The organism is Acidisphaera sp. L21 (assembly GCF_009765685.1).
Lineage (GTDB): Bacteria > Pseudomonadota > Alphaproteobacteria > Acetobacterales > Acetobacteraceae > LMUY01.
In genome coordinates this window covers 86,898-100,060 of sequence record NZ_LMUY01000155.1, presented here as the reverse complement: position 1 = coordinate 100,060, position 13,163 = coordinate 86,898, and the positions used below count along the sequence as shown (strand labels likewise).

General features: G+C 62.6%; 6 protein-coding genes and 1 pseudogene. 1 reads left to right on the top strand and 6 read right to left on the bottom strand.

All coding sequences use genetic code 11. From position 1 onward, the window contains the following. The 3 genes and pseudogenes from GSQ76_RS31515 to GSQ76_RS33000 form a co-directional block, all read right to left on the bottom strand. A partial coding sequence (locus GSQ76_RS31515) for an alpha/beta fold hydrolase (protein ID WP_216851366.1) occupies positions 1-206 on the bottom strand: 206 nt, incomplete at its 3' end. 59 nt (positions 207-265) lie between these two features. After that, on the bottom strand, positions 266-4,417 hold the full coding sequence (locus tag GSQ76_RS30295; RefSeq protein WP_158747798.1) for a glycosyltransferase family 1 protein: 4,152 nt from the start codon (positions 4,415-4,417) through the stop codon (positions 266-268). Positions 4,418-5,233: 816 nt separating this feature from the next. Then, positions 5,234-5,356: pseudogene (locus GSQ76_RS33000) on the bottom strand (glycosyltransferase); the annotation flags it as partial. A 642-nt stretch (positions 5,357-5,998) separates the two neighbouring features. Here GSQ76_RS33000 and GSQ76_RS30290 point away from each other — a divergent pair. Beyond that, the gene (locus GSQ76_RS30290) at positions 5,999-7,255 is read left to right on the top strand and encodes a hypothetical protein (RefSeq protein ID WP_158747797.1); all 1,257 of its coding nucleotides are present in this window, start codon (positions 5,999-6,001) and stop codon (positions 7,253-7,255) included. A gap of 67 nt (positions 7,256-7,322) precedes the next feature. Here the strand turns inward: GSQ76_RS30290 and GSQ76_RS30285 are convergent, their stop codons facing one another. The 3 genes from GSQ76_RS30285 to GSQ76_RS30275 all read right to left on the bottom strand — a co-directional run bounded on the left by GSQ76_RS30285 (position 7,323) and on the right by GSQ76_RS30275 (position 13,146). Next, positions 7,323-9,155, bottom strand: coding sequence for a CocE/NonD family hydrolase (locus GSQ76_RS30285; RefSeq protein ID WP_158747796.1), 1,833 nt, complete (start codon positions 9,153-9,155; stop codon positions 7,323-7,325). 71 nt (positions 9,156-9,226) lie between these two features. Beyond that, complete coding sequence (locus tag GSQ76_RS30280) at positions 9,227-10,816, bottom strand: ABC transporter substrate-binding protein (protein ID WP_216851365.1); 1,590 nt, start codon at positions 10,814-10,816, stop codon at positions 9,227-9,229. Positions 10,817-10,941: 125 nt separating this feature from the next. After that, entirely contained in the window at positions 10,942-13,146 is a 2,205-nt protein-coding gene (locus GSQ76_RS30275; RefSeq protein WP_158747795.1) for a TonB-dependent siderophore receptor, read from the bottom strand. Positions 13,147-13,163 lie beyond the last annotated feature (17 nt).

Below are 13,163 nucleotides of genomic sequence, written 5' to 3'. Positions count from 1 at the left end.
CCATACTGCGCCGGGTCCGCCGGCACATCGCTCGGCGGGTAACCACGCGCGTTGTAGGTGATGCAGCGATACGACCGGGAAAAATACCGCACCTGCGTTTCCCACTCGCGGTAATCCGAGCCGAACTCGTGTACGAAGATGACCGGATAACCCTGTCCGGTTTCCTCATAATACAGCTTCACGCCAGCCGCATCGACATGGGGCATTCGATCCATCCTCCAATAAGTCTCACAACGACGACTTCGGTCCGGCCCGCGAGTAGCGTCTAGGTCTGGCTTTCAAGCGCGTTTGACGATTGGCGAACCGCATCCTCCTGGCCGCGCCGATTGTCCGCTGCCGTTATCGCCTCGTCGATACCGCCGCCCAAAGCTTCATCTGTTTGCAGCGCGTCGTCGGCAATTGGTTCTTCAGCAACTAGATCGGCCGATGCTGCCGCCTGCGCAGCGGCAGCTTCCGAAGGCTCCGCCGGAGCGTAGACTATGGCCGTCGGATCGTCCGCCAACGACACGACCGTCGAATGCACGTCCTCGACAGCGACGTCCTCCAACGGGGAAATCGCAGTCCCAGCATCCTGCACCACAATGGTCGCCACGGGGGGATCGGCAAGACTCAGATTTTCGACGGCGGTTGGCGCGGGAACGGCCGTGGCAGCATTGGCCCCGGTCTCCTCATCCTCAAATCCGGCCGCGTCGTTGCGCATCTCCGCCAAAATCGTGTCGCGTTTCAAAAGGCTGTCGAACCGTATGCCCGCCGCACGAAACATGTCTCCAGCCTGGCTTAATGTGACCTGGCTATCGGTAACGACCAAACCCCGGACCATCACACCGAGCACTCTCGGGTCGTCATGGAGGCCAAGCTCGCGCGGGGATTTCGGGTCGAGGTGACGCAGCGACAGCTCAGCCTCGGCATCGCCGATCAGTGCCTCGGCGAATTGCTGAAGTTCGATCAACTCCGCCCGGTCGGCGCGAAACACCCACTGGTCGATGACCCGGCCGTTCACCTCCACATCGATTGCGACAGGTCGTTCTTCCGACGCGCCGATGACATGCGCAACAGCGAACATGCGGACATTCCCGGCGAGGTGAGCGGCCGGAACGAAGACGATCTTGCCCTCGTCACCGATGGACCACCGGCCGCTGCGCTCTGGCGGATGCCAACGGCCGGTGGCGATGGAGCGCGGGTCGAAGTCGCAATTGAGCTGCGCGCCGCGCTGGAATGCGATGATCTGCGCTTCGGGGATTCTGACCGCCTGCCGGATCGACAGACTACGAAATCGCAAGCCGAGCAGACGTTCGTCCTTACTTCTGCCCGCCAGGAACGGTGAGAGCGCCTTTTCGATGCCGAAGTCCAGTGCGAGGACACCGTCTTCCTGGATGACGCTACGCGGAATCAGGACCCGGATCTGACCCAACTCGCTTTTGCCCAGTTCCGCGGTGCCGATACCGACCCCATTCGCGGTGATCTGCATGAGCGGCAGCTCACCACCCCGGTCAAACACGCCGAGTTCCGCCGACAGGATTAGGTCCCCATTGATACGGTGGCTGGTGCTACGATCCCACAGGCGCAATCTCATCTGCGCCAGTGCGCCGAAGGACCAGGCGCCATGCTGCTCGGCCTTGTACCATGGGCCACTCAGCACAGCTTCGGCAGCGGGATTGGCCTCGACGCCCTCGGCGGTGAGGAGAAGTGGGGTGCCGAGCGTATAGTCGGGTATCGGAGCAGCGGGAGTGGCCGCCGTCGACACCACCATCCTGATGAGGCTGAAGCCGAATTTCTGGTCGGCAGAACCAATCTTAAGCTGATTGGGCGAGTGTTGATTGCCGGGCACCAGGTCGATCTGCAGGGGTTCGGCCGCGGCCCGAACCTGGCGCGGTATCTGGACGACGATGCGATGCACCTGATTGTCGGTGAATGTCCATTTACCACAATGGGTCGTGTTGACGATGGCCATCAACGTCAACGGATTGGCCTCGGTCGCAGCCGGGCGCAGCCAGAACCCGACGCTGAGATCCGCGTTCGGCGACTCTGGCACCATGAGTGCCAGTCTGGGACGAGTTTTGTCATTGAACACGCCCCAGGCGGAGCTCAATGTCCATTTGCCTTCCAGGAAAGCGCCGGCTTTTGGATCGTTCACGAAGTCATAGACGGCACCGAGCCAAACACGCTGCGGGTCGGCGTGCGTCACACCCAGATAGCTGACCGTGTCGGCGACATTGGCGATCGGTGCAAGGGCGAACCGTCCAACGCCGATGCCAATCGACCGCTGGTCGTTCGTCTTCGAGACCCGCGCAATCGGGGTGAGCGCCGCGTTCTGCAACTCGATCGTCAAGCGTTTGGCGCCGGCCAGAACCTTCATCGGAACGATGGCGTGCCGGATCTGCAGGCCCGGCCGACGGATCTGCCAACGACCGACGGGAACGCCATTGATGACGACATTGACATCATGGCTGCCACCGGGGAACAGCAACGCCTGCGTCTCCATGATCAGGATTGCCTCTTCCTCCATCGGCAGGGTCAGTTCGACCTCCAGCCCCGCCGTGAGGTGGGACGACCACGATCCCCAGCTCTCGCTCAGGTACCAGCCACCGCGCCGATGGCGTGCAGCCTGCATACGATCGGCAAGGCTGATGATGGTCCCGATCGTGTACGGACGAGCCGGTACGGCCTGGGTGGCGTTCAGGAGCAGCGCGTCGATCATCTGCTCCGCCGAGTCACGCCAACCAAAGCTGCGGTAGTTTTCCGCGATGTTGGCTTCGCGCGCCTTCAAGGCAAGTTCGCTGCCGGCGTAGAACTGGATCTTCGTGATCCATTGATTGGGATCCAGCGGGTCCAACAACTCCACGAAATCCGGTGCGATCTCCGGCACCGATGAAGCATTCGACGCCAGGCAGAGCTTGCCGTAACGCAGGCTCTCGGAAACGGGCAGACCCCATCCCTCATACAGCGAGGGATAAACCGATAGTAGGCAACTTCTATACAGCCACGCCAACCCGGCGTCGTCGACGTCGCTCAGCAGCAGCACGTGATCTTTGATCCGGGGATCACCCTTCAACGCATTTGCAACTTCGTGGCCATTCCACGCGACACCACCGACCAACACCAGAGTCGGGCAACGCTTGCCCATCCGCGCCTGCAGTTTGAGCCACACGTCATAGAGCAGTTTGTGGTTCTTGCGCTGATGGATGGCCCCCACGCAGAGGATGAAGCGCTTATCTTCGAGCAGCCCTGCAAAACCCGGCTCCTCGGCGCTCTCGCCCCCGGCATCGCTTAATTCGTCTCCCAAACGGAACATGCCGGGAGACGGGATGAACAGGTTGTAGGTCCGGTCACCGAACGATAGCACGTCATTTCGGGTATTCTGCGAATACACCAACATCTGGTCCGAGTTGCCCAAGAGCGTCGTCAGATTTTGCACAAAGACCGGGGCGTAGTTGTCCGCAAACCAGAATGGAAAGTTTACCGGAATCACGTCGTGGATCAGTGGCGTCAATCGTAGCCGGTAGCGATGCTTGAAAGCGATCAGGCCTTGCGTGTAGTTGGCGTTCTGCATCCAGCCACTGCCGATGACGAGGTAGTACGCCCCCTCGGGCAGGATCAGTTCGCTGGGAGGAACCTCATCGTAATAGGCCACCAAAGCGCTGGTTTGACCAGATTGATAAACCTCGAAGGGAATTTCGATGAAGCAACGCGCCTTGTTGTTCCACGCGACGAGTTGGATCGAGATTGTCCGTGAACTGCTCCGCAGCGCCTCCGCCATGGCAGCTTCGACCCGCGCTATTCCAGTCCAACTTCCTGTATGATTGGCACCCGTTGTCACGTCATACACGATAGCAATGCTTGCATCGGCAGCGGCGGCGATGGTCGCCGGGGCCTCTTTCACCGGCTCCGGCGCGCGCGCGGCATAAACCTGGCGATAAACCTCGATCGTTCGCTCCCGGTGCCGGGTCCAGCTATAGGTCTCGGCAATGAAATTCTTCTGCGCCGCAATGTCGGCCGGCGAGCGGCTCGTCTCATAGGCTTCCAGCACCGCCGCGCGGATCGACCGCACCGAAGCCGGATCGCAATAGCGGCTATAATCACCGAAGTATTCGCTCTCACCAGACTCGTCGCTGATCACCAGGGATGCACCAGACGCGGCAGCCTCAAGCGCTGCGAGCGGAGCCCCCTCCGCCCAACTCGGCAACACCGCCACCCGCGCGGCTGCAAAGGCGGCCGCAAGCATCGGCGAGTTGGGCGGCAAACGCTCGATCGTGTGCACGTTGGGTGTTCGATACGTCTCGATCAGATCGCGATATCGTTGGGAGGCCGTGTGTCCGATCAAGACCAGCGGAATATCCGTGTCGGCCAGGGCGCGCATCAGCATCAACTGGTTCTTGCGCGATTCCTGGCGTGCAACGCACAGCACGAAATCCTTCAACCCGTATTCCGCCTCGAACAGTGCCGGGTCGCCGTGGGCGAAAAGGCTGGTATCGACGGGGTTATGAACGACGGTGCCGTTCGCGGCATGCGCGCCGATGCGCTCCATCCGCAGTTTCTCGCGCTCGGACAGGAAGATGACGTGGTCACTTAACGCCACCATCTCCCGAACCGCAGCAAAATAGCCCGGCGTCGCCTCTGGCAGGAACTGCGCGCCCCGTGCGGCCTCGCATTTATGATAGAACTCTTCCAACCCTGCATCCAAATGCTCCGGCGTCTCACTCGTGGAAAACACCCGCTGCAACTCGGTATCCCAGAGCGGCCGGTACGAGAGGTCGAGGAAAATAGGCGAGAACACCACACCCCGCCCGGCGTTGCGTGCCCGGCGCAGCAGGTCGAGCGCGGTTTTCGGGTCCCACACATTCACGCCGTGCACGATGTCGAAGTCGGTGAACCGCCGGCCAGGATGGCGGGCGATTTCGGCCTCTAACCCGGCGTCCCGCAATTCCTGGGCGAGACGCGGCACCCGGACGGTCGGGCCACCTGGCGACGTAGCTTCCGTGCCGTGCAGGAACAACCCGACCCGCCGTGGCAATGCCGACGCGTCGGCAGACTGCTTGCGGGGGCGGGCGAGTTTGAGCCCGTGGGTGCGGGCAAGACCGCGGAACACCTTGTCGTGTCCCTCAGCCCAGTTTTCCCAGGTGCGGTCCAGTACTGTCTGGCGCAGGGCGCGCTTGGTGGCGACCAGCTCCATCAGAACACGCCGGAGGTCCGCGGCGTCGCCCACCTTGAACTCGACATGGGGAAACTCCGGCACCCAGCCGATCGCCGGGGCGATCACCTCGGTTCCACAGGCTAAAGCCTCGACAACGCACATCGGTCCGCCCTCATACAGCGCAGGGACCAGCACGTAATCGAGTTGACGATAGAAATCCGGCATCGCATCACCCGGCAGTTTCAACGCCGGGCCAGGCCAGCCCTCCCCGGTGAAGGACCACTCGATTTCCGGAATGTCCATTACTTGGGCTACGAGGTGCTCACCCTTCCGACCGGTATGGTATGTTCGCCCTACCACGCCGATTCGGATCTTCGGTGTGAAGTGTTCTAGGTCAACCCCGGGAGAGATGGCAACGACATCCTTGATCCCGCTGTCTTGCAGCATGGAGGCGTAGAGTTGGGCGTGGGTAATGCAGTATTCGACGTCCGCAGCGACCGAGAAGAATTTGTCGTGTGCTTCTCCAGCAGCCTCGAGATGTGCGAAATAACCAACCTCGATCGGCGAAATCCGCCGGCGGCGGCAGGCGAATGTCATGTAATATTGTATGGACGCGGTCGGGTCGATGCCATCGCCGAATCGTACGTAGGGCAACCGGCTGGATATTTCGGTGGCGAGTTTTTCGAGGATCCAGCCGCGATCGGAAGTAACAATGTTAACAAATGACATGCGAACCCATCTCGTTATCTGGACCGAAACCGACGGCTGTGCGGCAGCCAGCCAGCCGCCGCATTTGACGAGTAGCTACGTTACTCGACGGGTCACAATGCGGCAATCCGGTTTACTAACACTGGACCAAACCGTCTAATGCCAAGCGAAGTCGTCTATGAAGATGAGGATATTCTTGTCATCTTCGATCGTGATGAAAATATCGACTGTTTCGTTACTTTTACGGGCGTCGGGGACCATAAACGGAAAGGGTTTGGCCAGGACTTCATCAAAAAAAACCGCTATTCTGGCCTATTCTTCGTCTCGAAATGGAATCATTGGTATCAAACCCAATCGATGCCGGAAGCGCTAACCCGCGCCGTTGCCGTTCTCGATCGGCACAGCTTCAAGACTATTATTGGATACGGCTCATCGATGGGTGGTTATGGAGTGATCTCGAACTCCAGCAGCCTCAAATTGGCGCGCGCTATTCTGGTGGCACCGCAGTTTTCGATCGATGCGGCGAAGGTGCCGTTCGAGAAGCGCTGGCGTGCCGAGGCGAACAAGCTGGTGTTCTCGCGTGACGACATGGCATCGCAGATCAACAAATCGACCAAGAAGTCCATCTTGTTCGACCCGGTGTCCATCGACCGTCTGCATGCCGATCTCTTCGCGCAATTCCCGAATACCGAACTCGTTTCCATCCCCATGGGGGGGCATGTCCCAGCCCGCGTCCTGCAGGACATCGGTCTGCTGCAAACGACCATCATGGGCCTTGCCAACGACAGCTTCGACCGAAAAGCCTTCTTGGCCCGGCTGCATGCAGATCGTCGCAAATCGAAGACATACTGGCATGCCCTCTACGAAGCCGCATCGCCGCGGCGCCCGAACGTCGCGCTATATGCCGCTGAGCGGAGCCTCGCGCTGGCCCCTGCCGAGCCGGTGATGCTGCTCCACCGCGCCAATTTACTCACCCGGGTCCGCAGGTTCGAAGACGCACTTGTTGCGGCTGAGGCGGTTGTGGCAGCGGTGCCGCAGCATCCTGCAGCCTGGCGAGCCTTGAGCACGGCGAACCGGTATCTCAACCGTGCGGCAGAATCGGTTTCCGCGGCCAGGAAGGCCGTCGAGTTACGGCCGAAAGATGCCGACCTCTGGCGCCTGCTGTTGGATGCCGTGATGCTGGCGCAGGATTACGACGAGGCCGTGCGGGTCGGAACGGAGGCAATCAGCCTCGCGCCGCACTACGCCCACACCTATCTGCGAACCGCCCAGGCGCTGCACGAGCAAGGCAAGCTCAGGGCGATCGAGATGCTGGCCAAGGCCGTGGCGTTGGCGCCAGCAAACCAGTCCTGGGCCACTATGCTGGCAGACTGGCGCAATGATCTTGCCGAAAAGCCAACACTCTCTCCCACGTAGGAATGTATGGACCTTCCCACAAGGAAGACCGTTGCCCCCTACACCGTAGTCAAGACCGTCTCTCACCTCACCCCGCTCGGTCCGACACCGATGCTTTCGGCAAAATCGGTAGCATCACACGGCTCGCCCGTTCGGCATCGGCGAATACCGTGTTGGTCGCAATCCGCGTGCGCCGGGAATTGCCGTCCGGCTCACCGGTGTTCGGGTTGACGTCGAATTTCGGAAAGTTGCTGGACGAAATGTCCAACCGAATGCGGTGCCCGGCGGCGAACAGGTTGGCAGTTGGGAATAGCGTCACCCGCGCCCGCACCAACTCGCCGGGTTCGCGCAACCTGGGGTTTGCCGGGTCCTCCGCATAGCGCAGGCGTAGGATGCCGTCCGTCAGGATCATGGCGTAACCCTGCGGATAGTCGGCGCTGGCGGGATAGACGTCGATCAGCTTGGCAGTGAAGTCGGTGTCCGGCCCATTCGTCGCCACGAACAGCTCGGCCTCGATTGGGCCGACGACGCAGGTCGGCTCCGTCAGCGCCGCAGTCTGGAACACGAGCACATCCGCGCGGGAGGCGAGTGGCAAATAGGGCGGCGTGCAGCCGAAGAAAGCGGGGCCTTCCACCTGGTCGAAACTACCGCCGACCGCGACCGGTTCCAGGCTGGTCAGATTGCCGCCGATCGTCGGCACGGGATGGCGCGGATCGTAGTCGAACTGCAGCGGCAGCGCGTCGGCCTGCGGCAAGCCGGGCGCCAGCGAGCCGTCGGCGTGCAGGTAGAACGGGGTAGGCTGCGCCTCCGGCACCGGCCAGTCCGCCGCGGTGATCCAGTGGCCGCCATGGTCCAGCTTGCCCGCTGCCGTTCGCCGCCCACTGCCGCCACCCATCAGGAACAGGCGCACCGCCGGCTCCTCGCTCGCAGCGCCGCGCAACACCTGATCGAAGAAGCGCAGGCGGTAGGACAGCCAATCGCCCGCCCACGCATCGATCGTGGCGTCCGGCCCGAAATCAACGTCGCCGAAAACCGTCACGCTGCGGGCGCCATGCGTCCACGGCCCCAAGATCAATCGCTGCGGCCCCCGCCCGGCGTCTCGCAACCCGCGGTAATTCCCCGTCGCGGTCAGCGGGTACGGGTCGAACCAGGACGACATGTGCACGCAGGCCGCCTGGCTGTAGCGGTCGTGCCACCCCGCCGCCCAGATCCCCAGTTGCTGCCAGAACGCATCGAACGGCCCGTGCTGCCACTGCTCGAACAGATAGGCTTCATAATCCGGATGGTGCCGCAGCGGTGAGTGGCCGGGCTTCCACGGCATGCGGGTGAACCAATCGCGCAGATCCTCCGCCGCGAGCGCTGCGTGCAACACCGGGTCGGCCTTGGCTTCCGGGGAGATTAGGGCATTGTTGAACGCCCAGGTCGCCTGCTTCAGCTCGAACGCGCCAAACTGGCGGATGCCGCCGGTCCAGCTGTTGCAGAACCCGCCGCTGTCCATCACCTGCCCCACCAGGCCGGGCGGCGCCAGGCAGCCCAGCGCGGCTTGCGTGTGCGCGGCGTAGCTGAGCCCCATCGTGCAAATCCGTCCATCGCACCAGGGCTGTTCCACCAGCCAGGCACAGGTATCGAATCCGTCTTCCCCATCCGAGAGATATTTGACGAACCGACCTTCCGAGCCATAGCGACCGCGACAGTCCTGGTAGATCGCGGCGTAGCCCTGTTGGACCAGCAGTTGCGCCACGGCGCTACGACGCAGGGGCGTTGTGTCGGCGGCACTCAGCTCGCTGCGGCTGGTCTCGTTGCGGCCGTACGGCGTTCGCTCCATCACCGCCGGAAACGGGCCCGGCCCTTCCGGCAGGTAGACATCGGTGGCGAGCCGCACGCCGTCTCGCATGGTCACCAAATGCAGGGTCGGCGTCATGGGCATCTCCTCGTGTCGGTCAGACAGCAGCCGCTACGGTCAACGGATGCAACCCCTGCGTCACCGGATTGTTAGGTGCCGCCCGCCGGGTGGGCGAACAGGACGGAGGAATCTTCACTCTCATTCGCCTCGAATCGCACGCCGGGCCGGGCCGCCCAGATCGCCTTCTGCCAATACAGCGGCAGCACGGCATAATCGTGCATCGCCACCGCCGTTGCGTCGGCCAGCAGCGCGTTGCGCTTGGCCTCGTCGAATTCGGCGGAGGCCTGCGCCAACAGCGCATCGAAGTTCGCATTGGAGTAGCGAGTGCGGTTCAGCGCGCCCAACCCATTGACCGGGTCATACGTTGCCAGGATAGACCGCAGCGCCTCCGATGAATCACCGGTGCTGCTGCTCCAGCCAAATAGGAAAACACTATACTTCCGGTCCGTCGCCCCGGGCGCGAACACGTTATAGGGCAGCGCCTCCACCCCCGCCACCTGCAGGCCGCCGCGCGCGAACATCTGCCCCGCGGCCTGCGCCACTTGGGCATCGCCGGGATAGCGGTCGGCGGACGAATGCAGCGTCACCCGGAATCCCTGAGGGTAGCCGGCCTGCTCCAGCAAGTCCTTGGCGTGTTTCAGGTCCAGCGGGCTTGGCGCCAATGCAGCAGTGTAGCCACCCTCACCTTGTGGCACGATCTGCCCGGCCGGCACGGCAGCGCCGCTCAGCAGGCGCGAGGCTATGACGTCGCGGTTGATCATCTCCGACATTGCCTGCCGAACACGGACATCTCTCAGGGGATTATGCGGCAATGCCTGCCCGTCCCGCCCAGTGACGAACGGCGTGTCGTCCCGCGCCGTGTCGAGCGCCAGGTAGATGATGCGGTTGGTGGCCCGGCTGAACACCTTCACCTGGTCGTTATGGTCCAGCTTGGCCGCGTCCGTGGGCGGCACGCTGTCGATCAAATCGACCTCGCCCGTCAGCAGGGCCGCCAACCTGGCGGCGTTGTTGGGGATGAAGCGCAGGGTCACGCGCTGCCAGTCCGGCTTGCCACCCCACCACTTGGCGTTGGCGCTCATCGTCGCGCGATCGTTCGGCACCCAGGACTCGAAGCGGTATGGCCCGGTGCCGATGGCAGCTTTTCCGTTGTTAAACTCGTCATTCCCCACCCCGGCACCCAGCTTGGCAGGCACGATGAAGATCAGCCCTATCTGCTCCATCAGCAACGGCGTGGGCGCCGGCGTACGGACATGCAGCGTCAGTGCATCGACCACCTCCGCCGCGGCCACGTTGCTCACCGCGTGCGTGAACGGGGCGGGGCTTCGATTAATATGGCGCACTCGGTCCAGCGAGTAGGCGACGTCATTGGCGGTGAAGGGCGTGCCATCGTGGAAGGTGACGCCGGGTCGCAGCTTGATCTCCCAAGTCAGCGGATCGAGGGTTTTCCACGATACCGCCAGGGAGGGTTGCAGTTGGTTGGCAGCGGTGAACGCCACCAGGCGCTCGAAAATGCCCGACGCGGTCGCGTTGTTCGGGCCGGTTTGGGAAAAATGTGGGTCGATGGCCGAGTGCTCGGTCGCACGTCCGAACGTCAGTTCCGTCGACGGCCGGCCTTGCGCGCGCGCCAACCCCGCAACGGCCGATGCCGCTGCCGCACCCATGAACATCCGTCGCAACATCGGCGACCTCTCCCCCACCATTTGCGCGAATTTATGCGCCGCGCTCCACGCACGCACAACGCGTAAATTGGCCGGTTCATCGGGAGCGGACCGCACACGGCCGCTCCCCAGCACGACGGATCCCGCTAGAGTTTGAAGTTCAGGGTGAACAGCGCCGCCCGCGCCGCCCCCGTGATGATGTGGCCCGGATGCAGCCCATCATAGTAGGTCTCGTCACTGATGTTGGTGATGTTGACCTGCGCCGTGATGTGGTCGTTGATCGGCGCCTTGGCAAACAGCTGTCCGATCGTATAGCCCGGCGCCCGCTCAATGATCGTCGTGCCCGTGACCGGCAGGGAACTGGCCGTGCGGCTGGAAACGAGGTTGACGCCGCCGCCGACTTCGATCCCATACCACGGGGTTTTGTATTCGATGAACGTGCTGAACGTGTGCTTCGGCGCATTCGGCGGCTGATGCCCCAGTTCGTTTATGTTCGGCGACGCAACGACCTCGGCGTCATTGTAGCTGTAGCCGGCAAAGATCTGCAGTCGCGGCGTGATGTGGCCGGTCACCCCCACTTCAAACCCATACACCCGGTAATCGCCCGCCAGAATGGACGTCGTCGGGTCGACCAGGCTGGTTTCCCGCACATTGGTCATCGCGAGGCGGTAGAGTGCGGTGGTCAAGGACAATTTGCTGTCCAGGGTATCCCACTTGCCGCCGATTTCGTAGTTGGTCGATTTCTCGGGCGCCACCGCCGCAGTGCTCGCCGTCAGGCTCAGCGCCTCTGCCGACGGATCGAAGGACGTGCCGTAGGACGCGTAGACGCTGGCATTCGGCACCGGCTTGTAGACGATGGCGGCGCGCCAACTCGGCATGTCGTCATCGCGCGTCACATGCGCAACCGGTGCCACGATCTGATGGTACGTGCTGTCGTAACGATCGAACCGCCAACCACCAATCACCTGCAGCTTGTCGCCAATCTTGATGGTGTCGGTCGCATACACGGCGTAGGCATTCGCGGTATTGCCCGCGATCGAGGAAACCGTCAGCGGATAGACGCTGGAACTGAGCGTGGTCGGCGTCAGCAGGCTCACGGTTGCCTGCGTCCCAACATACCGCGTCGGGTCCGACGTTTGCCGCGATACTTCGATCCCCGTGACGAGGTCGTGCGAGACGGGCCCGGTCTTGAAATGCAGATTGACGTCGGTGTCGTTATCCAGCGTGGTCTCCCGGCTAGACAGCGCGATGACGTGCTGGTGAACCAGGGTCGAGCTGAGCGGCAGGGTTGCCGGCACGATGTCCTGCGACGCCGTATAACCGGTGATCAGCGGCTCGGTAACGGCAATGCTGCGCTGGTAGCTGCCGTAGCGGAGCTGGTTGGTGACGGTGACATTGTCGTTGAAATCATGCTCGACACGAATTGTGCCGACGTCGACATTGCTGCGGAAATAGTCGCTCTGCGAATAGCCGTAGAAGTTCGACGTATTCACTGGCGCCGGCTTGCCGTTGATCCAGGGTAGACCGTAACTGGGCGTGTCGTAGCTTTGCTGGTGGAAATAGCTGAGCTTCACCCGCGTATCCGTACCCAGGCCGAAGGCGAGTTCCGGCGCCAGTCCGAACCGGCGGTTTTTGGTGTAATCCTGCCCGGCCACGCCGCCATCGTCGATCATGCCGTTCAAGTGGATCGCCGCCCCGGTGACCCCCGGGATGGCGCGATCCATGTCGAAGGTGGTCCGCTTGGTGCCATCCGTGCCGAACGCCACGCTCGCCGTTGTCACCGGGTCCAACTGCGCCTGCTTGGACACTTGGTTGATGATGCCGCCAGTGGAACCACGGCCGAACAGGATGGACGACGGCCCCTTCAGCACCTCCACCGATTCGAGGTTGAACGGGTCCCGGTAATAACTCCCGAAATCGTGCATGCCATCGAGGTAGAAATCGTTCTGCGCGTTGAAGCCACGGATGGACAGATTGTCGCCCTGCTGCCCGCCCTCACCCGCCTGCAGGCTCACGCCGGGCACATCGCGCAGGGCATCGCGAAGCGTGGTCACGCCCTTGTCGTCCAACAATGCGCGCGGCTGCACGGAAATCGACTGCGGCGTATCGAGCAACGGCTGCGTCAGCTTGTCGATCGTCGGCATCGTGACCTGATAGCCACCGGTGGGGTGCGCGACAGCGCCGACCGCCGTCACTGGCGCAAGTTGCGTATCCGGCGCGGTTTGCGCCTCTGCGTGCCGATCGAACCCGGTTGCGGTGGTGCCGATGGCCACCCCCATGGCGGCCCGTGTCACCCGTGCAAGGCGCGGCGCCCTGTCGATAACCGGATTAGCGTCTGCCAACTTACTCATGCGCGGTCCAATTGAGA